Origin of the sequence: Aequitasia blattaphilus, assembly GCF_024721305.1 — a bacterium.
Lineage (GTDB): Bacteria > Bacillota > Clostridia > Lachnospirales > Lachnospiraceae > Aequitasia > Aequitasia blattaphila.
Window position 1 is genome coordinate 17,906 of the sequence record NZ_JAMXOD010000019.1, and the last position, 25,063, is coordinate 42,968.

Annotated in this window: 24 protein-coding genes and 2 pseudogenes; 22 read left to right on the forward strand and 4 right to left on the reverse strand. The window is 37.3% G+C overall.

What is annotated here, in order from left to right; translation table 11 throughout:
* Nucleotides 1-27 precede the first annotated feature (27 nt).
* Nucleotides 28-1,671, forward strand: a complete 1,644-nt coding sequence (locus tag NHH15_RS12160) for a response regulator transcription factor (protein ID WP_262066942.1) — start codon at nucleotides 28-30, stop codon at nucleotides 1,669-1,671.
* A gap of 23 nt (nucleotides 1,672-1,694) precedes the next feature.
* Here NHH15_RS12160 and NHH15_RS12165 read toward each other — a convergent pair whose 3' ends face one another.
* Entirely contained in the window at nucleotides 1,695-2,939 is a 1,245-nt protein-coding gene (locus tag NHH15_RS12165; protein WP_262066943.1) for a GGDEF domain-containing protein, read from the reverse strand.
* Nucleotides 2,940-3,105: 166 nt separating this feature from the next.
* On the opposite strand from NHH15_RS12165, the gene NHH15_RS12170 reads away from it, so the two are divergent.
* The 8 genes from NHH15_RS12170 to NHH15_RS12205 all read left to right on the forward strand — a co-directional run bounded on the left by NHH15_RS12170 (nucleotide 3,106) and on the right by NHH15_RS12205 (nucleotide 11,461).
* Nucleotides 3,106-4,317, forward strand: coding sequence for a carboxylate--amine ligase (locus tag NHH15_RS12170; protein ID WP_262066944.1), 1,212 nt, complete (start codon nucleotides 3,106-3,108; stop codon nucleotides 4,315-4,317).
* 12 nt (nucleotides 4,318-4,329) lie between these two features.
* The gene (gene cuyB / locus NHH15_RS12175; protein WP_262066945.1) at nucleotides 4,330-5,034 is read left to right on the forward strand and encodes a cysteate racemase; all 705 of its coding nucleotides are present in this window, start codon (nucleotides 4,330-4,332) and stop codon (nucleotides 5,032-5,034) included.
* Nucleotides 5,035-5,043: 9 nt separating this feature from the next.
* A complete protein-coding gene (locus NHH15_RS12180) occupies nucleotides 5,044-6,552 on the forward strand; it encodes a Mur ligase family protein (RefSeq protein ID WP_262066946.1) in 1,509 nt (502 codons plus the stop codon).
* A 13-nt stretch (nucleotides 6,553-6,565) separates the two neighbouring features.
* The gene (gene asnB / locus NHH15_RS12185; RefSeq protein ID WP_262066947.1) at nucleotides 6,566-8,398 is read left to right on the forward strand and encodes an asparagine synthase (glutamine-hydrolyzing); all 1,833 of its coding nucleotides are present in this window, start codon (nucleotides 6,566-6,568) and stop codon (nucleotides 8,396-8,398) included.
* A 194-nt stretch (nucleotides 8,399-8,592) separates the two neighbouring features.
* Nucleotides 8,593-8,826: an HPr family phosphocarrier protein gene (locus tag NHH15_RS12190; protein ID WP_262066948.1), complete on the forward strand. Its 234-nt coding sequence runs from the start codon at nucleotides 8,593-8,595 to the stop codon at nucleotides 8,824-8,826.
* A 252-nt stretch (nucleotides 8,827-9,078) separates the two neighbouring features.
* Entirely contained in the window at nucleotides 9,079-10,626 is a 1,548-nt protein-coding gene (gene guaA, locus NHH15_RS12195; RefSeq protein WP_262066949.1) for a glutamine-hydrolyzing GMP synthase, read from the forward strand.
* 218 nt (nucleotides 10,627-10,844) lie between these two features.
* Nucleotides 10,845-11,147, forward strand: coding sequence for a type II toxin-antitoxin system RelB/DinJ family antitoxin (locus tag NHH15_RS12200; RefSeq protein WP_262066950.1), 303 nt, complete (start codon nucleotides 10,845-10,847; stop codon nucleotides 11,145-11,147).
* Nucleotides 11,148-11,149: 2 nt separating this feature from the next.
* Nucleotides 11,150-11,461, forward strand: a complete 312-nt coding sequence (locus NHH15_RS12205; RefSeq protein ID WP_262066951.1) for a type II toxin-antitoxin system RelE/ParE family toxin — start codon at nucleotides 11,150-11,152, stop codon at nucleotides 11,459-11,461.
* 189 nt (nucleotides 11,462-11,650) lie between these two features.
* Here NHH15_RS12205 and NHH15_RS12210 read toward each other — a convergent pair whose 3' ends face one another.
* Both NHH15_RS12210 and NHH15_RS15780 read right to left on the reverse strand, forming a co-directional pair.
* The gene (locus tag NHH15_RS12210; RefSeq protein ID WP_316044074.1) at nucleotides 11,651-12,454 is read right to left on the reverse strand and encodes a site-specific integrase; all 804 of its coding nucleotides are present in this window, start codon (nucleotides 12,452-12,454) and stop codon (nucleotides 11,651-11,653) included.
* Nucleotides 12,455-12,511: 57 nt separating this feature from the next.
* Nucleotides 12,512-12,616: pseudogene (locus NHH15_RS15780) on the reverse strand (tyrosine-type recombinase/integrase); the annotation flags it as partial.
* Between the two features lie 151 nt (nucleotides 12,617-12,767).
* Here NHH15_RS15780 and NHH15_RS12220 point away from each other — a divergent pair.
* The 5 genes and pseudogenes from NHH15_RS12220 (at nucleotide 12,768) to NHH15_RS12240 (ending at nucleotide 15,393) form a co-directional block, all read left to right on the forward strand.
* The gene (locus tag NHH15_RS12220; RefSeq protein ID WP_262066952.1) at nucleotides 12,768-12,908 is read left to right on the forward strand and encodes a hypothetical protein; all 141 of its coding nucleotides are present in this window, start codon (nucleotides 12,768-12,770) and stop codon (nucleotides 12,906-12,908) included.
* A 538-nt stretch (nucleotides 12,909-13,446) separates the two neighbouring features.
* A complete protein-coding gene (locus NHH15_RS12225; protein WP_262066953.1) occupies nucleotides 13,447-13,650 on the forward strand; it encodes a hypothetical protein in 204 nt (67 codons plus the stop codon).
* Nucleotides 13,651-13,678: 28 nt separating this feature from the next.
* Nucleotides 13,679-14,221 (forward strand): hypothetical protein, encoded by a 543-nt coding sequence (locus tag NHH15_RS12230; protein WP_262066954.1) that lies wholly within the window; start codon nucleotides 13,679-13,681, stop codon nucleotides 14,219-14,221.
* 400 nt (nucleotides 14,222-14,621) lie between these two features.
* A pseudogene (locus NHH15_RS15785) lies at nucleotides 14,622-14,804 on the forward strand (cell filamentation protein Fic); the annotation flags it as partial.
* A gap of 412 nt (nucleotides 14,805-15,216) precedes the next feature.
* Complete coding sequence (locus tag NHH15_RS12240) at nucleotides 15,217-15,393, forward strand: type II toxin-antitoxin system death-on-curing family toxin (RefSeq protein ID WP_316044075.1); 177 nt, start codon at nucleotides 15,217-15,219, stop codon at nucleotides 15,391-15,393.
* Between the two features lie 304 nt (nucleotides 15,394-15,697).
* On the opposite strand, the gene NHH15_RS12245 is transcribed toward NHH15_RS12240, so the two are convergent.
* Nucleotides 15,698-16,195, reverse strand: coding sequence for a CPBP family intramembrane glutamic endopeptidase (locus NHH15_RS12245; protein WP_262066955.1), 498 nt, complete (start codon nucleotides 16,193-16,195; stop codon nucleotides 15,698-15,700).
* Nucleotides 16,196-17,025: 830 nt separating this feature from the next.
* On the opposite strand from NHH15_RS12245, the gene NHH15_RS12250 reads away from it, so the two are divergent.
* From NHH15_RS12250 to NHH15_RS12285, 8 genes are all read left to right on the forward strand, one after another.
* Nucleotides 17,026-18,045: a LacI family DNA-binding transcriptional regulator gene (locus NHH15_RS12250; RefSeq protein ID WP_262066956.1), complete on the forward strand. Its 1,020-nt coding sequence runs from the start codon at nucleotides 17,026-17,028 to the stop codon at nucleotides 18,043-18,045.
* Between the two features lie 106 nt (nucleotides 18,046-18,151).
* Nucleotides 18,152-19,210 carry an autoinducer 2 ABC transporter substrate-binding protein gene (locus NHH15_RS12255; RefSeq protein ID WP_262066957.1) on the forward strand — a complete coding sequence of 353 codons (1,059 nt, stop codon included), beginning with the start codon at nucleotides 18,152-18,154 and terminating at the stop codon, nucleotides 19,208-19,210.
* Between the two features lie 57 nt (nucleotides 19,211-19,267).
* A complete protein-coding gene (locus tag NHH15_RS12260) occupies nucleotides 19,268-20,749 on the forward strand; it encodes a sugar ABC transporter ATP-binding protein (RefSeq protein WP_262066958.1) in 1,482 nt (493 codons plus the stop codon).
* Between the two features lie 10 nt (nucleotides 20,750-20,759).
* Nucleotides 20,760-21,788: an ABC transporter permease gene (locus tag NHH15_RS12265; protein WP_262066959.1), complete on the forward strand. Its 1,029-nt coding sequence runs from the start codon at nucleotides 20,760-20,762 to the stop codon at nucleotides 21,786-21,788.
* Nucleotides 21,788-22,780 (forward strand): ABC transporter permease, encoded by a 993-nt coding sequence (locus NHH15_RS12270; RefSeq protein ID WP_262066960.1) that lies wholly within the window; start codon nucleotides 21,788-21,790, stop codon nucleotides 22,778-22,780. The genes NHH15_RS12265 and NHH15_RS12270 overlap by 1 nt, the downstream gene beginning before the upstream one ends.
* A 22-nt stretch (nucleotides 22,781-22,802) precedes the next feature.
* On the forward strand, nucleotides 22,803-23,372 hold the full coding sequence (locus tag NHH15_RS12275) for an RpiB/LacA/LacB family sugar-phosphate isomerase (protein WP_262066961.1): 570 nt from the start codon (nucleotides 22,803-22,805) through the stop codon (nucleotides 23,370-23,372).
* Between the two features lie 21 nt (nucleotides 23,373-23,393).
* Nucleotides 23,394-24,149, forward strand: a complete 756-nt coding sequence (locus NHH15_RS12280) for a glutamine amidotransferase (RefSeq protein ID WP_262066962.1) — start codon at nucleotides 23,394-23,396, stop codon at nucleotides 24,147-24,149.
* Nucleotides 24,146-25,045 (forward strand): ribokinase, encoded by a 900-nt coding sequence (locus NHH15_RS12285; RefSeq protein ID WP_262066963.1) that lies wholly within the window; start codon nucleotides 24,146-24,148, stop codon nucleotides 25,043-25,045. The genes NHH15_RS12280 and NHH15_RS12285 overlap by 4 nt, the downstream gene beginning before the upstream one ends.
* The last annotated feature ends 18 nt before the right edge of the window (nucleotides 25,046-25,063 follow it).

Genomic DNA, 25,063 nt, shown 5'->3' on the forward strand with positions numbered 1-25,063 from the left:
GGCATTAATGGAAATGTGAGGTGGCATATGATAAAGGTATTTCTTGTAGAAGATGAGATTGTGATTCGAAGGGCAGTGAAGAACAGTATTAATTGGGAGAAAGAGGGATATGAGTTTGTTGGTGAGGCAGCAGATGGTGAATTGGCTTATCCTTTGATTCTAAAAGAAAGACCAGATATCTTAATTACAGATATAAAGATGCCTTTCATGGATGGGTTGGAGCTGAGTGAGGCCGTAAAAAAGGAAATGCCAGATATAAAGATATTAATTCTGAGTGGATATAATGACTTCAAATATGCGAAGGAAGCTATCGGAATTGGAGTGACAGATTATTTGTTGAAGCCAATTTCCGCAGAAATGCTCTTAAAAGCTCTTGGTGAAATTTCGGAAGTGATTCAAAAGGAAAGGGGAGACCGGGAGATTATTGCACAGTATACAAAAGATATGCAGGAAAATTTGGAGCACAAAAAACTGGCTCTTTTGCGTATGTTAATATCTGGAACCAGCACGACGAAAGAACTCATCGACGGTGGCAAGGAATTGGGCTTAAATATTGGAGCTTCCCTTTATAATTTTCTGCTTTTTAAATGTACGGAAAACGATAATATCGATTCCTTTATTACTTTAGAAAAAATGTTTGGTGACATGAAAAACATTCTCTATTTTGAGCGGGGAATCGAGGGATGGGCACTTCTTTGTATGGCAAATTCAGAAGAAGAAATGGAAGCCCTGGGCTTAAATTTGAAAGAACAGATTGAAGAGATAATGGATTCCTACAATGAAATAAAATACTTCGGTGGATTTGGAGAAAACGTGTATCGGTTGGGAGACTTAGGGAGCTCCTTTGCAAAGGCAGAAAAGACCTTTGCAAGAAGATTTACGATGAAAGAAAATCAGATTATTTTCTGGGACAATATTTCGGATGTGAAAAGAGATTTGGAGTTGGAAGAAATCCCCTCCATTGATGAATACCGGAAATTGGTGGAGAGATTTATTAAAAAGGGAACCCATGAAGAGGTGGGAAGCTTTATTGAAGCATACTTTGATGTGATGTCAAAGGAGCATATTGAATCGGAGATGATGCGTCAATATTTGATTTTGGATATTTATGTGAGTGCAGTTTACGTTGCGGAGCAGATGGAAATAGATTCAGCAGAAATCGTAGAAGAGATAGGAGATTCGAAAATTATTATTCATGACTTGAAGAATCGAAAAGGAATTACTCAGGTAAAAGAGTATTTAAGGAGGATTTTAACAGGAATTATTCACATCCGAGACACGAAATCCGGAAGAGGGCATAAGGATATTATTGATAATGCGATTGCTTATATTCGGGGAAATTACATGTCTACAGAGATTAACCTTAATACGATTTCTAAATCAGTGGGAATGAGTCCTAGTTATTTTAGTGCGGTGTTTAGCCAAAGCATGGGGCAGACATTTATTGAATATCTGACGGAGACTCGAATGGAGAAGGCGAAAGAGCTTCTGATGTGTACATCTATGAAAACCACGGAGATTGGATTTGAAGTAGGATATAAGGATTCGCATTATTTCAGTTATATCTTTAATTACCATATCAGCATTATTGGCCTTCTTTATTATTTTGCAAAGTATCTTTGCCAATGCAAAGCTAAAGAAAAAATAAAAACAAAACCCGGAAATTCATAGGAGAGTTTCCGGGTTTTACTGTACTATTTTTCGTTTTTTGGTGCCATGTCTTCTTCATAGATGCGATAGCTGTTCTTTCCGCCATGTTTTGCGTGATACATAGCAATATCGGCATATTTAATAAGTACGTGGTAATCTTGGGTGTGCATGGGATAAAGAGCAATCCCAATGGAGAGTCCAAGACCGTAGTTTTCACGATATTTTAAAAAGCGTTCAGAAGAAAAGTGGCTTAGGGTATCTTGAGCAAACTTTTCTGCATCCTCTACAGTAGAAACATCGTCGACAATCTGGACAAATTCATCGCCTCCAACTCTGGCTGCGATATTAAGCTGTCCGGCTGAAGGCCGGAATGAATGCACTGTTGATTTGTTTTGATTTAAGAAGTCACCTACTTCCTTGAGGACTTCATCTCCCATGTCGTGACCGGCCGTGTCATTGATGTTCTTAAAGTTATCAAGATCAATGAAAACAAGGGCATAAGGTTTTTCCTTGGAAGTCATGGCCTGATCCTCCAGCAAATCCAGGAGATACTTCCGGTTTGGGAGTCCTGTTACCGTGTCATAGTGAGCCATAGTGTAGAGTTGATTTTGCATCTTCCAAACTTGGGAGAGGAGGAAGAAAATGAGTATAATCATAAAGGTAAGAATACTCGCCAGTACAATCAACAGAATCAGTTGATTGGTTTTCCCCCTGTCCAGACTTTCCTGATAGTAATGATCCCGGATATCGGTGCTGATAACGGCAATTACTTTTCCGTCCTTCATAATGGGAATGGCAGCAGTGTTATAGCTCCCATATTCATCCACTACGTTCATGACACCACTGGCATTTTCGCCAGCAAATGCCTCCAGATGTACGGGATCTGGATCGTAAGGAATGAAAACAGATTCATCCTCTTCATCAGTATCCAGGACAAACATTACCTCGTCCCCTACATATTTCAATATGTAGATATAGTCTGCCTGGGTGGTTCTTGCCAAATCTCTTAAGTTGGCTCTCATGGAAATGTAGGTTGCTTCGTCTGCTTCCATATCTTCTTTGCTTTTGTAAGAATCAATAACATCAGAATCTACCATATTCCTGGCGGCGATTGTGATGGAAAGCAGCTGGCTTTCAATACTGTTTTTCAAAAGCTCCCGCTGGGCGTTCGTACTTCTGATGTTCATGCTTGTTACAACAGCTAAAAGTGCAAGAGCGAATACGAGGATTGTTGTGATGACAATCTTTCTTGCCTTTTTTGTTTTTCTTCGTTCTGTTATGATGTTCATACGTCCCCTTTCTCTATTAGTATAGTACGATTTTACCATTAGGGTACGGTTTCGGTCAAGGAGTGGATTGTTTGACAGAAGGAAGCGGGTAGGATATAATGAAACATTGTATAAAGTGAGAAAACAAGGGAGATATGAGCCCTTTTATTATTAGGAGGAAGACCGTATGGAATGTGTTGAAAGAGAGTTTATTCCTGTTGTGTTGGGGGGAGATATTAATACATACAGTGTAGCAAGAGCGTTTTACGAAGAATATCAGGTAAAAACCTATATTTTCGGGAAATATTCATCAGGACCTAGTTATAATAGTAAGATTATTGAGTACACAGCGAACCCTAAAATTGAAACTCAGGAAGGTTTTTTAGAAACAATCCTTTCTTTTGGGAAAAAGCATGAGGACAAGACAATCATTCTGTTAGGAGCTGGAGATGCTTATATTGCACTGATTAGCCAGAATAAGGAGAGATTGCCGAAAAATGTAGTGGCTCCTTATATTGATTATGAGCTTATGAATCGTCTGCAGAGAAAGGATGTATTTTATGAGCTTTGTGATAAGCATGGGGTAGACTATCCAGACACCTTTGTGCATACTCCTGATATGGGGTATGATTTTGAATTGAATTTTTCTTTTCCGGTTATTCTAAAGTCTTCCGAGAGTATTACTTATTGGGAGCATCCTTTTGAGGGACAAAAGAAGGTCTTTCTGATGAATTCCAGAGAAGAGCTGGAAGAGACAATGAAGAAAATCTATGGTGCAGGCTATGAGAATGCTTTGATTATACAGGATACTGTTCCTGGAAATGATGAATATATGTACGTACTGACTTCTTATTCCGACAAAAATGCAGAAGTAAAGATGATGTGTCTAGGCCATGTTTTGCTGGAAGAACATACGCCATTAGGACTCGGAAACCATGCGGCAATTATTACGGAGGCAAACGAAGAGCTTGCAAGAAAAGCGAAGGCCTTATTAGAGGATTTGCAGTATGTTGGCTTTTCAAACTTTGATATTAAATATGATACAAGAGATGGGAAATATAAGTTTTTTGAGATTAACACCAGACAGGGAAGAAGCAATTACTATGTAACCGGTTCAGGGTTTAATATTGCAAAATATTTAGTAGAAGATTACGTATATGGTACGACAAGAAAATTTGAAATGGCCAAAGAAAACCACCTTTGGATGGTTGTTCCGAAAGGTGTTGCATTTAAGTATGTAAAAGACGAAAAGACAAAAGAACTTATGCATAAGTTGATTCGGGAAGACAAGTATGTGAATCCTTTGTTCTTTAAGGGAGATTTACGACCGGGAAGACTGTATCATCTTTTGCGCTCACACTTTAGTCACTATATTAAGTATCAGAAGTATTACAAATAAAGGGGAGACCATATGAAGAAAAAGCTGGGTGTAATTGGAGGAATGGGACCAGAGGCCACAAGTTATTTTTATGAAGAGGTGATTGCCCATACGAAGGCTCATACGGATCAGGAACATATCAATATGGTAATCCTGAGTCATGCAACGATGCCGGATCGTACAAAAGCAATTTTAACAGGTAAATCAGAGGTCCTTATTGAAAAGCTTGTAAAGGATGCTAAGATATTGGAAAAATTGGGTGTGGCAAATATTGGGATTCCATGTAATACATCCCACTACTTCTTTGATCAAGTACAGCAGGAGGTTGCAATTCCAATTATCCACATGCCAAGAGAAAGCGTGAAAAGTGCAATCCGTTCTTTTGACAATGTGAGAAAGATTGGAATCATGGGAACAGACGGAACTATTGAAGCGGGAGTTTACCACAAAGAGTGTGAAAGCCTGGGAGTGCTGCCAGTTTCCCCTTCGAAAGAGCGGCAAAAAGATGTTATGTCTCTGATTTATGACGACATTAAAAGTGGAAAAAAAGGAGACAAAAAGAAGTTTAACCGGGCGTTTGAGGAACTTGTAACAAAGGGCTGCGACGTTGTGATTTTGGCCTGTACGGAACTTTCTGTTTTTAAGAGGAATTTCGATGTGTCGGAACGGTGTATTGATGCCATGGATACTTTGATTTATGAATCCATTGTCAGAAGTGGCGCCAAGTACGTGGAATAGGGAGAGAAAATGGAGAATTTAAAAACCTATACTTTAAAGTACTATTTGAAATTATTAGCGGCTTCCAACCTTGTGGAAGAGGCAAACCTTTATCAGAAGGAGAGCATAAAGGTATTAGACATTACCTATAATTCCAAGGAAATCAAAAAGGATGCCTTATTCATTTGCAAGGGCTTGGCCTTTAAGCAGGAATACTTGGAAGAGAGTGTAAGACAAGGAGCTTTTTCTTATGTAAGTGAAAAGAAATATGCTTTGAAAGAAGAAGTACCTTATATTATTGTAAAAGACATCCGAAAAGCAATGGCAATATTGGCAGGACAGTTTTTTGATTATCCTCAGAATAAATTGAACTTAATCGGGATTGGTGGTACAAAAGGAAAGACAACGACAGCTTTTTATATGAAATCGATTCTTGATGAGTATATGACAGCTCAGGACAAACCTCTTTGTGGGATTATGTCTTCGATTCATACCTTTGATGGAAAGGAAACGAAGGTGGCTCATAATACAACTCCAGAGGCAGTGGAACTTTATCGCCATTTGTATGAAGCGGTAAAGAATGGGGTGTCCTATATGGTGATGGAAGTGTCGTCTCAGGCATTGAAATATAATAGGGTGGATGGTCTGGTCTTTGATGTGGGTGTGTTTTTGAATATTTCAAAAGATCACATCAGTCCAATTGAGCACAAAGATTTTAAGGATTACTTCCATTCAAAGCTTAAGATGTTTGCCCAGACAAAAACGGCAGTTGTGAATTTGGATATTGAGCATGTTGATGAAGTCCTCGAAGCAGCGAAAGCTTCCGAGTTTACGATTACTTATAGTCTGGAAAATGAAAAGGCGGATTACCTTGCATCTAATGTGAGGAAAGAAGGAATGGGAAGTGCTTTTGGTGCAGTTGGACCGGGAGTGAATGAGGAGTTTCAGCTTTCTATGCCAGGTCTTTTTAATGTGGAAAATGCCATGGCGGCTATTGCAGTTGCAAAGACTTTCTTTATTCCATTAGAATATATTAAAAGTGGCTTGAAAAAAGGGAAGGCCAAGGGCCGGATGGAAATTTTCAAGGATAAGAAGAGGGATGTAGTGGCGATTGTAGACTATGCCCATAATAAGTTGAGTTTTGAGAGGCTTTTTTCTTCCATGAAAGAAGAATTTCCAGGATATCGAATTGTTGCGGTGTTTGGAACGCCAGGGGGCAAGGCTTTTGACCGAAGAGAAGAGCTGGGCAGAATTGCAGGGAAGTATGCAGATTATATTATCCTGACGGCAGACGAGCCAGGGTTTGAAAGTGTAGAAGATATTGCAAATGAAATTGCGAAATATATAGAAGAGTATGATACGCCTTATGAGATTGTGGTAGAGAGACGGGACGCAGTGAAAAAGGCAATCCTTGAGTCGAGAGAGAAGACCTTGGTGATTGTAGCAGGAAAAGGTCACGAGGACTCCATGAAGGTGGGAAATAAATATCTGGAGTATCCATCCGATATTGAACTGGTAACGACGTATTTAAATCGATAAGAAGGAGAAAACTATGTGTGGATTTGTAGGATATTACGGTACAGGAGACTATAATCGTGAAAAAGTACTGGATGAGATGGGAGAATTAATTGTCCACCGAGGTCCTGATAGTAAGGGGAGCTATGTAGATGATAAAGCAGCCCTGGGATTTCGAAGACTAAGTATTATTGATTTGGAAGGCGGAACGCAGCCAATTCATAGTGCAGATGGAAAGCACCTGATTATTTTCAACGGAGAGGTTTATAACTATAAAGAGATTCGAAAAGAGCTGACGGAAAAGCATGGTGCTGTATTCCAGACGAATTCTGACACAGAAGCTATACTGCAGGCTTATAAGGTTTATGGAGAAAAAACGGCTTCTATGCTGCGAGGTATGTTTTCTTTTGTGATTTATGATAAAGAGAAACAGACAATGTATGGTGCCAGGGATTACTTCGGTATTAAGCCGTTCTATTATACAAATATGAATGATACCTTTATCTTTGGTTCGGAAATCAAATCCTTTTTAGCTCATCCTTCCTTTCAAAAGGAGGTGAATAAGGACGCCTTAAAGCTCTATTTAATTTTTCAGTATACGCCTACAAAGGAGACTATGTTTAAGGATGTATACAAGTTGGAGCCGGGAACATATTTCACCTATGATGGAAAAGAATTTAAGGAAACCAGATATTTTGATTTCAAATATCAAGTGAAAAAGAGAGGTTTTGACGAAGTCGTAAAAGAGATTGGAAAAACAGTACAGGAATCTGTGGATTACCATCAGATTAGTGATGTGGAAGTGGGCTCTTTCCTTTCAGGAGGAGTGGATTCCAGCTATATTGCCTCTTCGGTAAAGCCTATGAAAACTTATTCCGTTGGCTTTAAGGTAGAAGGCTTTGATGAAACGGTTTACTCTCAGGAGCTGTGTAAAATCCTGAATATGAAGAATGCCAAAAAGGAAATTACTCCAGACGAGTTCTTCGATATATTGCCCCGGGTACAATATCAGTCGGATGAGCCACATGCAAATCTGTCAGCAGTTCCTTTATATTTCTTATCTCAGTTAGCTGCTAAGGACGTAAAGGTAGTCTTGAGTGGAGAAGGTGCTGACGAGATGTTTGGTGGATATGACAGTTATATTGACAGTGGTGTGGAAGGAGCTTACCGAAAGCTTCCTTTGGCTCTTAGAAGAAAGCTTGGAAAGTGGGCTTCTAAGAAGAAGTACTTTAAAGGGCGTGAGCTGATGATGCGTAATACAAAGACTTTGGAAGATTCTTACGTTGGACAGTCTTATATTATGGATAATCATGAGGCGGATGCAATTCTTTCGAAGGAGTATCAGAGTAAGGTACGCTATCAGGATGTGACAAAGCCTTATTTCGATCAGGTAAAGGATTTAGATGATCTTCATAAGAAGATGTTCCTGGATATGAATGTATGGCTTCCTCATGACATTTTACTGAAGGCAGATAAAATGACTATGGCTCATTCGATTGAGCTTCGGGTACCTTATTTGGACAGAAAAGTATGGAATCTGGCAAGAACCTTAGAATCGAAGCAGTGTGTGGATGGAAAAAATACGAAAATCGCTTTCCGTACGGCTGCTTTGGCAAAAATACCTATGGAGTGGGCAAAGAGAAAGAAACTAGGCTTTATGGTACCGGTTCGTGTGTGGATGCGCAAGGAAAAGTACTACAATCAAATTAAGACTGTTTTCGAAAAAGATTTTGTCTCAGAATTTTTTAAGAAAGATATTTTGCTAAAGTGGTTAGAAGACCATAAAAACAAAAAAGGAAACTACCAAAGAAAGATTTATACGGTATACTCGTTCTTGTTATGGTATGAGCAATATTTTGTGTTAAGGTAACAAAAAAACAGCATATATTGATAAAAAAACTACGAAAATCATACAAAATATACAACGAATCACCGATAATCTTGTATTCTTTTCCGATATACGAAAGTATACTGAATATGATAATATAGCTAGCATAGGTGACATGAATAGGTAAGGTTACTTATAGAAACAGAAGATAGGATAATTAGGATAAGGTGATTCAAATGAGTAAGACGATGATTATGTTTCAGGATGCTCGTGATATCGAGGATTTTGCAAACAAGATGTCAAAGTATCCCTACGATATGGACTTAAAAAGAGGTCGGTTTATCGTAGATGCGAAATCGATTCTGAGTATCATGAATATGGGTGTTCACAACAAAATCGAGTTCAAGGTACACGAAGACGAAGAAGATTTAAGCAATCTCTGGGGAGACATCAAACCCTATATGGCATAAGAAGGAAAGACGGTAGTCTTTTCATTATAAAACTTGAAGTATAAAAGCTCTTCATCGTATTGTGAGTGCGATGGAGAGCTTTATAGATGTAAAAAGGAAAATATATTATTTGATAATAAGGCGTTAGCTGCTCGAATCATTTCACTGGTTGTTGAGCAGCTTTGTTTAATAAGAAAAGAAGGTATTGTAAGTAAGGGCAAATTCTTATATTATAAAAGGTAACGATATGGATATGAATGAGGAGGAAATCTCGTGAAGAAAGAGCGAATCATTGTCATCGATTTTGGAGGGCAATACAATCAATTAATAGCAAGAAGAGTCAGAGAAGCAAATGTGTACTGTGAAATTTATTCCTATAAGACAGATTTTGAAAAGATTAAAGCGCTGAACCCAAAGGGAATTATTTTAACGGGTGGACCAAATAGTGTGTATGAAGTAGGCGGGCCTACTTACACGAAGGAGCTGTTTGAGTTAGGAATACCAGTTCTTGGTATTTGTTATGGTGCTCAGCTTATGTCTTACCTTCTTGGAGGAAAAGTCGAGACAGCAAAGGCGGCGGAATACGGCAAAACAGATATTATAATTGATTGCCCAAGCTCCAAGATATTCAAAAATGTACCAACTAATACAGTGGGATGGATGAGTCATTTTGATTATATTTCAGCACCGGCAGATGGGTTTACTATAACTGCGCATACAGATAATTGTCCTGTGGCGGCAGCAGAAGATGAGGAGAAAAAACTATACGCAGTCCAATGGCATCCAGAAGTACTCCATTCGATTCATGGGAAAGAAGTGCTTCAAAATTTTGTTTACGATATCTGCGGATGTGTAGGTGATTGGAAGATGGATTCTTTTGTTACAGAGTCTATTGCTCAGATAAAAGAAAAAGTAGGAGACGGAAAAGTGCTTTGTGCTCTTTCTGGTGGGGTGGATTCCTCAGTGGCAGCAGTTATGCTCTCTAAAGCAATTGGTAACCAGCTTACTTGTGTTTTTGTGGATCATGGTCTTCTTCGTAAAAATGAAGGAGATGAGGTTGAAGAGGTATTTGGACCTGAAGGTCACTATGACTTAAACTTTATCCGTGTTAATGCACAAGAGCGCTTCTACGGAAAACTGGCGGGAGTAACAGAGCCGGAGCAAAAGAGAAAAATTATTGGTGAGGAATTTATTCGTGTATTTGAAGAAGAAGCCAAGAAAATCGGAACCGTTGACTTTCTGGTACAAGGAACCATCTATCCAGATGTGGTAGAAAGTGGTTTGGGTGGAGAATCTGAAGTGATTAAATCCCATCACAATGTAGGTGGGTTACCGGACTATGTAGATTTTAAAGAAATTATTGAGCCTCTTCGCGACCTTTTTAAAGACGAAGTAAGGAAGGCAGGATTAGAGCTTGGTATTCCAGAGAATTTGGTGTATCGCCAGCCATTCCCAGGGCCTGGTCTTGGAATCCGTATCATCGGAGAGGTGAATGCAGACCGTGTGAAAATCGTACAGGATGCAGATGCAATTTACCGGGAGGAAGTAGCAAAAGCTGGTGTGGCAGATGAACTGGGTCAATATTTTGCGGCTCTTACCAATATGCAAAGTGTTGGGGTAATGGGAGACGAGAGAACTTATGACTATGCAGTTGCACTGCGGGCTGTAAATACGGTGGACTTTATGACGGCTGAGGCCAGTGAAATACCATGGGATGTGCTTCATAAGGTAACGAGTAGGATTATTAATGAGGTGGATCATGTAAATCGGGTGCTGTATGATTTGACGAGTAAGCCACCTGGGACTATTGAGTTTGAGTAGCACAATATTACACGGATTATTTTAGATGGCAGATATTTATTTTGAGTATCTGCCATTACTCGCATTATTTCCATTTAGCCAATCTGAGCCGATTTTTTGTTGCCAGTAAAATGGCAGGATTATAAAAAGTTTGTGTCAACAGTGTTGTCGCAAAACAAGAAAAAAACTTGAGTCGTAACGACAAATGCGTTACAATAGTTATATAGGAGGTGCTTTACATGGAGAAAAGTACAACATTAAATTTAAGAGTTAATCCAGCGGTAAAACAACGTGCAGAGGATATATTATCTCAACTAGGAATACCGATGTCGACAGCAATAGATATGTATCTTAAGCAAATTTCTATGGTCGGAGGAATTCCATTTTCAGTTACACTACCTAAAGTTCCTGAATCCATTAATGCAGATATAATGGACGAAAAGGAAATTCGTGAAAAACTAGAAAAAGGGTACGCTGATTTTGAATCAGGAAGAGTGCAAAATGCGGCTGAAGCATTTGCAAAGTTTAGGAAAAGTATTTGACTATGAAAAGATATGTGGTAGAAATTACTGAAGAAGCACTACTGGATATGAAAAAACTTTATAACTATATTGCAATGAATTTGTCAGCACCAGAAAATGCTTTAGGGCAGTACAACAGAATAGCGGATGAAATTTTGAAATTGGAGTATTTTCCGGAACGCTTTAAGGAACTAGAATTGAATTTAGTGCGAGCAAAAGGGCTTAGAAGAATGGTGGTTGATAACTATTTAGTGTTCTTTGTTATTAAAGGTGATCGAGTAGTAGTTACCGATGTTTTATATAGTGCAACTGACATTGCTAAAGGTTTGAAATAGCAAAAGATAGATAACTGCATTGGCAACATTTTGGCAACAAAAATCAGTAAGTCAAAATAATACATGCAATAGAAGTAAAAAACGGCCTTGAAATGCAATGAAACTAAACAAATACGTTTAGCAACACCAAAGGACAGGCCGAGTTTGAGTAGTCCGAGCTAGCCGAGACCCCCCCATTTTACAGGGGTTCTAAGCTGATTGAGTGCCTAATGGCACAGTATTGGCACAGTTTTTATTATAACCAATTGTATGTTGATTTGTCTGGGTGGTATCTAAATTCTCTTTCGCGGGAGCAAATTCTAAGATGCCATCCAGTTTTTTTGCTACTTCATAGTTACTGTTTGGATATAAAGGACTATAAGTGCCTAAAGTAGTCTGAATATCTTCATGACCCAAGCGATCCTTTATGATAAGTGGATTCTCTCCCATACTAATCAATAAAGATGCGTGAGAGTGTCTGAGTCCATGGATACGAATTCGGGGAACAACTGCCATTTTGGCATAGCGGGTAATTGCATTACCGACTGCGTGCTTATTAAGTGGAACCGCATTGTAGGATAAGACAAAATCGGTAGATAAAAGTTCAGACTGCCGTTCTTTCCATTTTGTTAAAATATCCAATGTGGTTGGATCAAGATAAATTTTCCTGACGCTGGCTTTTGTTTTAGGATATGTGAAACGATAATCGTCCACACTTTTGTAGACGAGCGATTTATCAATACTAAGCAATCCTGTTTCAAAATCAATATTACTCCACAATAAGGCAGCAGCCTCACCGCGTCGCATTCCACTCATAAATAAGAGCCAAAGAGATACAAAGAGAAAATGCTGAAAGAAATCATCAATGTAAATGAATGAGATGACTTTTTCAAATTCTTCTTTAGTCCAGAATTCTATTTTGGTTTTTGTAGATTTGACATGCCCGACCGTTCGTGAGGGATTATCCTTCATAAGGCCAAGAATTATTGCTCGGTCAAATGATAATGATAGCATTCCCTGTAATAGGCGAACATAGTGAGCACTATATTCTGCTGAAAGGTTTACCTGCCATTTTTGGATATGTAATGGTTTGATATTACTCAGTTTAATATTGTAAAAAAATGCAAAGTGTTTTCTGAGCGATCCAAGTCGATTTTCATAGGTTGCTTGACGAACCGTTGTTTTGTACTATGGCAAATAGTACTTTTCAAAATAGGTTTTGAACTTCATATTTGACTGTTGTACTGCAATTTCCTCAGGGCTTTCAAGTAAGAGCTTTGCATATGCAGCACGCGCATCTTTCTTTGCATTATAGGAAATTTCGCAAATGGCAGAAATGGTGTATAATAGAATACGAAATAAAAACGAGCATGACAAAAGAGCGAATGTTGTGATTCGCCATGACGTTGTCGGTGAAGTTTTTGTTTGGTGTGAACTGTACTATCTGTCTATAGAGAAAGAACTGTGATTATGGCTTCAACCATATCCCATAGCCTTTCGATATTGATCAAATAATGCAGTTTTTTTGTAGTAAACTTCTAACACCAACATAGGACCACAAGTAGCTTAGAAAGAAAATGGATAATTACATATGTATCGAATAGAGTGGAATAAAGAATAGTTGTGGATGGTTTGAATTATAGTGTACAAGATAGTTAATGAAGACTTTAAATGGAAGTAATTAAATGGTGATAAGAGAAACAAAAGGTGGGGCAGAAAGGGGAAGCCAGAATGGTCAAGTTTGAGATTAATGAACTTTTTAGAGCAATTATCGGCGCTGAGATAATGATAAACGCGCTTTTCCTTTGGATAAAAAAACGCTCTGATTATACATTTCTTGACATTAATATACATAGAAGAAAGATTCGAAAAATAAAGTTAGTTGAAGGAATAGGGCAGTTGGTTTGCGTTATACTAATATTATTAGGGATGTGCTCTCTTTAAGAAAGAGATGTTTGAAAAACTCAAATAGACAATTACTGGAAAAAAATAGAAAGAGGAGTGTTATGTATAGAGTTGAGGATATAAAGCTTGCGACAGATATTATTGAAGATGAGTACAAAAAAAGAGGGATTACTTATTCGAAAAAAAGATATAAAGAGATGGCACGGGAATTATTATCTGTTTCGTATTCAATTGGTGGCTATCCGAGTAAAGAAATATTAGAAAAAATGGCCCCAATGTATATTGATAGGTTGAATAAGCAATAAATAGCGGAAGGGAATGAGATTGGTCAATATGGATAGCATGATGGTAGGAACATTATATATTTTCTTTATATTATTTATGATTTCTGGTGTAATGAAATTAGCTATAAAAAGTTTTGTGCATGACTTAATTACTCCAAGCGAATTAATCCAGAAAAACTTTAGCAATAAAAAACAATTGTTATGGTTTCTCTATACGTTTGGCTTTTTTGGTGCTATTTCAGGTGGTGGTTTGTTTGCCAGTTACATTCCTAGTTTAAGAGGTAATCTAGAATCTATATCGCTAATCGGAATCAGCGTAATATTGTTAGCATATGTCATCTTCAATTTTTTAAACCAAAGAAGTTTTTGGAGCGAGTGCAAAATTGAACAGAACACTCTAATGCAAGTAATAAAGAGAGTTTGGCAGATAAGTGTATATACATACAGTGGAATTGTATTGAGCTGTATTAGTGCGCATATAAGCGAAAATGCAATAACGAGAAAGGTGCTATTTGCGTTATGCGCAATTTATACGCTATGCAGTATAGTGTGTTATTTTTATTGTTACGTAAAGCAGAGTGGACAAAGTTAAACTGCGATAAATGCAAGTAAAACAGAAGAAGAAAAACCGTCTTCAGAAATTACAGTCAATTAGAAATAAGACTCTAGACCAAAACATTCAATCTGTGAGAGCGAATCAAATGAGAGTTGTAGTAACTTATGACAATGGTATGATCTTCAGGAGGGTAAGGGAGTAGGTGCCCAGATTATTCCAGTTTTTGGCTAGTTGATGATTTTTGTTGCTATGCCGATATCGGCAAAAACATTAAATATACACGGAAAGTAAATTGAAATATTGCCGATAATATTATATCATAAATACACTTGGAGGTAGTACTTATGAAATATATATCGGTTTCAGAAATGGCTAAAAGATGGGGAATATCTGAACGTACCGTGCGAAATTACTGTGCTCAAGGGAAAATCGAAGATGCTTTTTTAAGGAGTGCCTGCGTAATAATGTTGTTCCATTTATTATAGATGAAAAATTGAAACTGTTTTATTATCGGGGACTAAATGAATGGGAAAATGAGCAAGGATATCTAAAGGATACTTGTTTGACTGCACAAGATCAATTTAAAGAGTATTTGGATTATTTTCAGATTCTGTACTAAGAGGTATAATGCAGTGGCAACATTTTGACGGCAGAAGAATCGGTAAAGTCAAAATAACATATACAATAGAGATAAAAAACGGTCTTGAAATGTAATGAAACTAAACAAATATGTTTGATAACACCGATGAATAGGCTGAGTCTGAGTAGTACAAAATTATACAGGTTATTTTTGGTGGCAGATATTTATTTTGAGTATCTGCCATTACACGTATTATTTCTATTTAGCTAATTTAAGCCTAATTTTTGTTACCAGTAAAGGGATAGGATAATAAAAAAGTTTGTGAAGATATGCAGGTAAATATAAAAAAATTGGTCTCGATGACAGAGGCTAATCAAAATTTTTCTAAAGTTATTAAAATGGTTGATGAGAATGAAAATGCTGCCAATGATTAGATATAATGATGCATTTAATGTTAATAAGGCAAACTGGCGGATTAGATGGAATCAGAGATGAAGGATTATTAGATTCAGCAATAAACACTCCATTTCAAACCTTTGCAGGGGAAGAGCTATATCCGACAGTGCAGAAAAAGGCAGCATGTTTATGTTTTAGTTTGGTAAAATGGAACTTAATAACGTATTTGTAAATTGTTCAGATGAAGAGTTGATAAGTTTAGGACTAAATATTGCATCAGGTGAAGCTGAACAAGAGGAAATTTTATGGTATTAGTATATAATATTTTTTAAGATCGCTATTGTTTTACCCAGTGTTTTCTCAACGGAAAAAAAGTGTGGTGCTGCATGTAAAATAGAAGGGAAAAATATATTTCGAGAATAAGAATAAATAAACATATAAAAATATTGTCCGATAACACCGGACCAAATAGCGTTAAAAACGGAAAGAAGATTTAAATTCATATTTTCATATTTGTAACTCGAAATTAAATGCATTCAGCCAAAAAGCATTCCACATATTAGAGAGCCTTTATGCTTGCCAAATAATATAACCAATCGCGGCCATAAATACCCTCTGAAAATAAATTCTTCTGCAAAACCTATGGAAATAAGGGTGGAAAACATATTGTAAAAGAAGTCGTATATGGTAACTTCATTTGTGCTTATCTTTTTTAGATTTAGTAATAATGCTAATGCAAAAATAATACCAAATAGTATAAGGGTTTCTTTCAATTTGTTTTTAGTTATTCCCAGTGCGTGTATTTTTTTCTTGTTTAAAATAAATGCGATTAAACAAAAGGAAATAGAAAAAATTGAACCTACAACATATATTTGTTTTGCATTTGTAAACATCACTAACAGTGTGAAAGACGAGATGAGTCCGACACTATATATAACTGAAAAAAGACCATCTTTTTTTGTGATATCTTGAAAGTTAATAGGGTTATACAAAAATTTATTAATTTCATTCAAACGTTCTTTGCCTTGTTGCACCTTTCTATATCTCCCTTCTCTGAATTGCATGATATTTTTCTTGAGAAAAACCTAAACTTATTTTAAAAGTACAGTTTAAAATAGGTTACTTTTTTAATATAACGTTTTTAAAATCGATTTGTCAACATAAAATAAATTAAAAATCTAGAATATAATATATTTTAAAAGCTTAAATAAATTTTGCATTTAAGACAAAATAAAAATCGTATAGATGAGTTGTAAGACGAGATGTCACATTGTAATTTTAAGAAGTAACTTTTGTAACCCAAATACAGTTTGATTTTCAGCATTTTCAGCGATATTATAATAACTATTAACATACCCAAGGGAGGTCGATTCCCTCTCAATTTTTTGTCATCGGAGAACCCATCCCTCCTTCATATCTCATAAGGAAATCATACACCTTATCTCCAGTAATCAAAGAGGAAGCTGAAATTGTATAAGTTTAACAAAGAAAGGGTAGATTAGGCGGGGCTGTCTCTAAAGTAAGAGATGCAGATCCACCCTTTCTTTCCCAAGACATAAAAACAGAACACAATCATTCCACAGATAATTATGAGTATGTCAAAAAACTGCTGTAGAGTAATAACTTCATGTAGTATAAAATAAGCAAGGATGCATGTGCCAATCGATTCATTTAGTATGTTCATGGTAATTGCCGAAAAGTCTCCTACAGAAGTTTAAAATCTATCTAATAGATGTTGTGAAATATCCACAAAAATATCATCAAATAATCATCATAAGTAACGAAAACATGAAAAAAAGTTGCTTGAAAGATATAACTGTGCTATCCTTTGAACATAAAATTAAAACGTTCAAATGGAGTGGATATGACAGAATTTAAACGCGCAACAATGCATGATGTGGCCAAAAAGGCAGGAGTCACGATAGGAACAGTTTCAAACGTAATAAATAATCCGGAGAAAGTTGCGGAGGAGACCATTGAAAAGGTAAATGAGGCAATAAAGAGTCTCAATTATGTTCCAAACATCCTGGCACGAAACATGAGAAGTAAAAACAATAAGATGATTGGCTTGCTAATTCCGAACTTATCAAACAATTTCTGCTCTGGTATAACGACTGCTTTATCGAATAAAGCTTACAATGAGGGATACACCATTATTGTTCTCGGCTTTGAGTACTCAATCGAGAAGGAGAAAAAGGCTCTGAAAAGCTTATACGAACATAATGTTGAGACAATTATTATTTTGAATGGGCATAGTGATGAGAAGTATTTGGAGTCATACATAAAAAAAGGTGTAAAGTTTATATTAGTAGACCGTCGAGCAGATGTGGAAGGTGTATCGTATGTAGAATTTGACAACAAAGCCACAATGGATATTTTGGTGAGAACCTTGAAAGACAAAGGATATCAAAGCATCGGTTTTATTTCCGAACCTCTAGATTTGTCGAATATTCACGATCGATATGATGGTTATCGAGATGCTTTGGTAAAGTATGGTTATAGTTTTAAAGAAAGCTATGTTTTTATATCAGAAGAATTATGTTTGAATAATGCAGAAAATGGATATTTGCATATGAAAAGAGTTTTAGAGAAGCACAGAAGAGATGAATTACCGGATGTATTTATTGTGTCTTCTGACTTCCAGGCTATAGGTGTTCAAAAAGCAATCCTGGAAAAAGGATATCGCATTCCAGAGGATTTTGGGGTAATTGGTTGTGATGATATTAGTATAGATGAGTATGTAACGCCACGACTATCTTCAATTCATCAGGATCGTGAGTTGCTAAGTGATGCAATATGGAAAATGGTCAAAAAGAAGCATAAAGGACAGGAAATAGCGAATGTTATGTTACCTCAAAGTTTGACATTAAGAGATTCGATTTAGTTTTTTGCTAAAAATTAAAACGTTTTAATAAATGAAGAATGATGATAAGGAGGCATCTATACTTCATAAAATGTTTTATATAAATCAATCAAAGAGGAGAAGATGTATGAAAAATCTTAAAAAAGTATTATCAATATTAGTATTAGCAGCAATGGTATTTAGTTTAGTAGCGTGTAGCGGACAAGGCGGTGCAAATGAGACAGACTCATCAGAAGAGAAAGCATCTGGGGAAAAGTCATCTGAAGATTATGAGATTGTTGTTGTGCCAAAAGATTCATCGAACCCATGGTTTGTTCGCATGGAGACTGGTGTAAATGAATACGCTGAGGAAACAGGACTTAATGCATATCAAAAAGGTACGGATGAAATCGATGCAACAAAACAAGCTCAGTTAGTTCAGGATTTAATTGCACAAGGTGTAGATGCTATCTGTGTTGTACCAGTTGATCCAGAATCAATTGAGCCTGTACTTAAGCAAGCTAGAGAAGCAGGCATTGTAGTAATTGCTCATGAAGGAGCATCGTTGGAAAATGTTGACTATGATATTGAGGCGTTCTCAAACCAAGGATATGGAGCCTTCATCATGGATAACTTAGCTGAAGCAATGGGAGAAGAAGGTGTGTATACAACTATGGTTGCAAATGTTACAAATGCATCTCATAATGAGTGGGCTGATGCCGGGGTAGAACACCAAAAGGAAAAATATCCAAACTTAACATTATTAGAAGCAGAACCAAGAGTTGAATCAAATGACAATGGAGACACAGCTTACAACGTGGCAAAAGAGCTATTAAAAAAATATCCAGATTTAAAAGGTATCATGGGAACTTCTTCCTATGATGCACCAGGTGTAGCAAGGGCAATTCAAGAGCTGGGATTAACCGGTAAAGTATTTACAACAGGAACAGGTATGCCAGCGGATAATGCTGAACTCTTAAAAGATGGTGTTATCAAGTCTCTTACTCTCTGGGATCCAGCACAAGCAGGAAAAGCAATGATTTCCCTAGCAGTTAGTGTGTTAGATGGGGAAACAGTTGAGGCACCACTTGATTTGGAAGTGGAAGGATATACGAATCTTCAATTTAGAGAAGGAAGCAAGACAGTACTTGAAGGTGAAGGTCAAATTATTATTGATGCAGATAATGTTGATTCCTTCGGATTCTAAATAAATTCTAAAGGCCTGCTTAGACAGGCCTTTGATTTAAAATATGAGGAGGCGCATATGGAAGATTATGTTCTACGAGCAGTTGAAATAGAAAAACACTTTTCAGGAGTTCGTGCGTTAGATAAAGTTACATTGGAAATTAAAAGAGGAGAAATACATTGTCTCGCCGGTGAAAATGGCTGCGGTAAATCCACGCTGATAAAGGTGATTTCTGGAGTTTATCAGAAAGACGGAGGGATAGTTGAATATGATGGAGAGAGTGTGGAAAAGCTCACACCAATAGATGCGATTAAAAGAGGAATACAAGTGATTTACCAAGACTTTTCGATTTTTCCAAATCTTACGGTAATGGAAAATTTAGCCATCAATAGTGAGCTAGTAGAGAATAGAAAATTTGTCAATTGGAAGCATGTGAGAGAAATAGCTCAGCAGGCGATAGCAAAGATTGGATTTAAAGTAGATTTAGATGCTCAGCTTGGCAATTTATCAGTAGCGGATAAGCAAATGGTAGCAATTTGCAGAGCTCTAATGTTTAATGCAAAGCTGATTATTATGGATGAGCCTACAACTGCTTTGACTAAAAGAGAGGTAAAAGCATTATTTAAAGTAATTATGGAACTTAAGGCACAAGGAATAGCAATCTTATTTGTTAGCCATAAGTTGGATGAAGTGTTTGAAATAGCAGATCGATTTACTATTTTTAGAAGTGGTAAATTAATTGCAACAGGTAATACGGAAGACTTAGACGATAAAAAGTTTTCCTTCTATATGACAGGTAGAGAATTTGATAATGCGGTATTTAAACCGACCAATGTTACGAAAGATAATATAATTCAGGTGAAAAATTTATCCCTTGATGGATTTTATAAGAATATTAATTTTGCAGTTAAAGGCGGCGAAATTATAGGTATCACAGGTTTGCTAGATTCAGGAAGAACGGAGCTTGCATTATCTCTTTTCGGACTTAAGCCTTCAACTTCAGGAGAGATACTGATTGAAGGAAAGGAGACAGTCATTGATAGTCCACAAGCAGCAATCAATAGTGGGATTGGTTTTGTTCCTGAAGATCGATTAAGCGAAGGTCTTTTCTTAGAGCGTAGTATTGGAGATAATATCGTTATTTCTGAAATCGATAAACTAACCAAAAAAGGATTTGTTGATAAAGAAAAGTATGAACGAGAGATTCAAAGGTGGGTTAGTGAACTAACGATTGCCACTCCAAATGCAGATAATGCGGCATCTACGCTATCAGGTGGGAATCAACAAAGAATCGTTTTGGCGAAATGGCTTGCCTGTGAGCCCAAAGTACTAATTTTAAACGGACCCACAGTAGGCGTTGATATTGGATCCAAGCATGACATTCACAGCATCTTACAAAAACTTGCCAATGCAGGGATGGCTGTGATTATTATTTCGGATGACTTACCGGAGGTTATGCAAAACTGTTCAAAGGTCGTGGTACTTAGAGATGGGCAAGTGGCAGGTGAACTTGATACCAATGACATCCAAGAACGACAAATTATCGATATTATGATGTAGGAGGGACACAGTGAATAAAAGAATAAAAAAAATATTACAACAGAATGAAGTCTATATATTGATTATTATATTTGCTCTTTCATTGTTGATTCAATTTCGGTCAGGGCAATTTTATACTCCTAATAATATCGTAGATATTTTATCCGCAATGGTGGTTCCGGGAATGTTTGCTGTAGGAGCATTTCTCGTACTTTTGTCCGGAGGTATAGATGTATCTTTTCCGGCATTAGCATCGTTGTCCGCATATGCTATTACAAAAAGTCTTTTGGATGCAGAGTATTCAGGGAACATTTTAGTGCCAATATTATTAGCTATTGTTATTGGGATTATATTAGGGAGTATAAATGGTTTTTTTGTAGGATATTTAAAGCTTCCAGCGTTGATTGTAACGCTAGGTACATCCAGTGTATTTAAAGGGTTTATGCAAGGAACATTGAAGTCGAAGCAATTGGCAGTTATTCCTAGTGGAATGAAAAAATTTGGAACATCAGCATTGGCAACAGCAGAGAATGCTAAGAGTGGGCTTACTTCGGTCTTACCCGTTGCCTTTTTAGTGTTAATACTCGTACTGATTATTACGTTTTTCGTTCTTCGATATACCATGTTTGGTCGAGGGATATATGCTATTGGTGGAAATGAGTCGGCTGCCTATAATGCAGGATTTAAAGTAAAACGAACGAAGTTTTTACTTTATGTGTTTGCCGGTGTAATTGCCAGTGTAGCCGGAGTTATCCGTGTATGTATGATGCAACAAGCACATCCAACGAATATGTTGGGAATGGAGATGAACATTATTGCCGGTGTTGTCCTAGGCGGAACCTCGATGGTCGGTGGAAAGGGAACACTAACAGGTTGCATGTTAGGAACATTGTTGATTGTTCTCGTTGAGAATTCACTGATTCTAATTGGTGTTCCTGTTGTTTGGAAAAAAGTATTTGTAGGTCTGCTTATTGTAATTGGTACAGCGATGAGTGCTTACCAAGTAAAAAGAGCGGATAAACAAAGAGTGAAACTGACAGTAGATAAGGAGGTGGCATAATGAAGAAAACCTCATTTTTGAAAGATAAACACGTGAAAAGATTAGTTATTATTATGGTATTATGGGCTGTTTTTATGGCAATTACTCGTTTCTCGAAATTCTATACTGTGATTAACTTTCAGACGATGTTCGCCCAGTTCCCAGAATTTGGTCTTATGTCACTAGGTGTAATGGTATGTATGATTACTAGTGGAATCGACTTATCGGTAGTTGGTGTAGCCAATACGACAGCGATAGCTTCTGCACTTCTTATGAGAAGTATAGGTGGTGATACAGGAACAATGGCGGTATTCTGGATTCCAATTCTCTTTTTATTTGCTATCTTAATTGGAACGGTTGCAGGAGCACTAAACGGTTTTTTGATTACGACCTTTGACATTCCACCTATCCTGGTAACGTTGGGAATGGGAGAGCTATTTACTGGTATTGGAATTGTATTGACTAATGGAGCAGCCATTAGTGATTTCCCCAAAGACTATGCTTACGTTGTGAATTCAAGATTTGCTGGAATTCCAGTTCAATTTATCATCTTTGCTTTAGTTGCTATAGTTCTTGCAATCATTCTGACAAAAACTACTTATGGAAAGAAAATCATGATGATTGGTACAAGTCAAAAGGCAGCACGTTTTAGCGGACTTAAAGTGAATTATTTGCTTATAAAAACCTATATTATTTCAGGTATATGTGCAGCCCTTGGAGGCATGATTATGTTGGCGAATTACAATTCGGCACGTGCAGATTATGGAACCAATTATACCCTGCAATCGATTTTAATTGTCGTGCTTGGTGGTGTTAGTCCAGCAGGAGGAAGAGGGAAAATATCAGGTGTAATTTTAGCAACTATTTTAGTGAGAGTATTGGAAACAGGAATCAATCGATTTCCACAAATTAGTAGCTATTATATCTCGTTGATCTGGGGGGCAGTTCTTCTATTTGTTATGGTTTTGGATTACTTTTCGGAAAATAATATTAAGTTATTAAAAAGAAAATGATACGATTACAGGAGGAGTTTATATGAAGACGGTAAAAGATAAAAATATATTAGTAGCTGCAGACTTTGCTGGGTTTCCCCTAAAGGAGGCTGTGGTGGAGCACTTGAAAAGTAAAGGCTGGAAGGTTACGGATATCGGTGTTAAGTCAGCGGATGAAAAGGAGCCAGAAATGTTCCACCGTATTGGTCTTAAAGCGGGGGCAAAGATAACGGAAAAAGAATTTGAAAGAGCAATTTTATTCTGTGGAACAGGGATGGGGATCCATATCGCTGCAAGCAAGTGTCCGGGAGTGCATGCTGGGGTTGTGGAAAGCGTACCGGCTGCTCGCAGAGCAATCACAGGTAATGGTGTAAACGTATTAACAATGGGGGCTTTTTATGTAGCGCCACAAATGGGTAAAGATATAGCGGATGCCTATCTTAGTGCGGAGCTTGGAACGGGATATGAGTGGTGGCCAAATTTTTATGAGTTTCATAAATTATCAATTGATGAGTTAGATGCTTTTGATTACGAAGAATTTAAGAAGAATGATTTTGAAGTAAAAAGGCTAGGGGATTATCCACTCGCTCTAATGGACAACCCGAATATCTAAACAGAAGTGAGAGGATTGCATATGAAAAAAATATTATTAGCAGGAGAGTCTTGGATGAGTTACACGACTCATGTCAAAGGGTTTGATTCTTTTTATACATCAGCGTATGAAACTGGTGAAAAGTACTTAAAACGAGCTTATGAAGACGGCGGGTATGAATTTATATTTATGCCGAATCACCTGGCCGCAGAAGAGTTTCCATTTACTATTGAAGAATTGAGTGTATATGATATGATTATTTTGTCAGATATTGGTGCGAATACATTACTGTTGCCAGGGGATACGTTTACAAAAAGCATCAAAAGACCAAATCGCTGCAATCTGATTAGAGATTATGTAAGGAATGGTGGTGCCCTACTGATGGTTGGTGGATACTTAACATTTTCAGGTGTTGATGGAAAAGGAAAGTGGCAGGATACGGCAGTTCAAGAGGTTCTTCCAGTACAGATTCTTTCCACAGATGATCGTATGGAGCATTGTGAAGGTATCACGCCAGTTACTACCGTGTCTCATGAAATTCTGGAAGGTCTTGGGCCATGGCCTAATGTTTTGGGCTACAATCGCACACTTCGGCGAGAAGAAGGAACCGTGATAGCAGAAGTAGAAGGAAATCCTTTTCTTGCGATAGGCGAGTTTGGAAAAGGACGCTCAGCAGCATTTACAACAGACTGTGCACCTCATTGGGCGCCACCTGAGTTTTGTGAGTGGAAGGGTTACAATAAATTATTTGTAAACATTGCAAAATGGTTGATGAAAGAAGAGAAGGCAAGCTTATGAAAGTATTAGTATTTGGAGCACTTAATATTGACTACACCTATAACGTGGATCATTTCGTAGGAAAAGGTGAAACAATTTCCTCTAGTGGACTTTCCGTTTTTAGTGGTGGTAAGGGACTCAATCAGGCCATTGCTTTTGCAAAGGCTGGTGTGGAGACCTATCAAGCGGGAAGCATTGGCATGGACGGCGAGTTTCTACTAGCAACACTAAAGGAGGCTGGCGTTCATACGGATTACGTTCATGTAAGTCAGTCACATCGTTCGGGTAATGCTATTATACAAAACGACAAACACGGTGATAATTGTATTATTTTATATGGTGGATCGAATCAGGCAATTGAAAAAGAATATGTGGATGAAGTACTTTCGCATTTTGGATCTGATGATTATATTGTTTTGCAGAATGAAATCAATGAGATGCCTCATATTATAAAGCAAGCAAAGGAAAGAGGAATGACAGTGATTTTAAACCCATCACCAATGGATGAGAAAGTCTTTGCATTTCCACTTTCTTTGGTAGACTATCTCCTGTTAAATGAGGTGGAGGCGTGCCAGCTTTTAAACGCATCTACGCAAAGATGTATGGACGAGGAAATTCTTGACGATTTACATGAAAAGTTTCCTGAGGCAAAGATTTTATTGACTTTAGGGAGTCATGGATCCAAATATTTGGATAGTCATGAGAGGATTAGTCAATCTTGTTACAAAGTGAATGTTGTAGACACTACTGCAGCAGGAGATACCTATACAGGCTATTTTGTTGCATCACTAATTCAGAAAAAAGGGGTAAAGGAAGCGATGGATATTGCCTCAAAGGCATCGGCAATTGCAGTGGGAAGAAAAGGAGCATCCTCCTCAATTCCAAGCTATGATGAGGTTATGAATAAAAAGAGGTAAAAAGATACGCCTACTCTG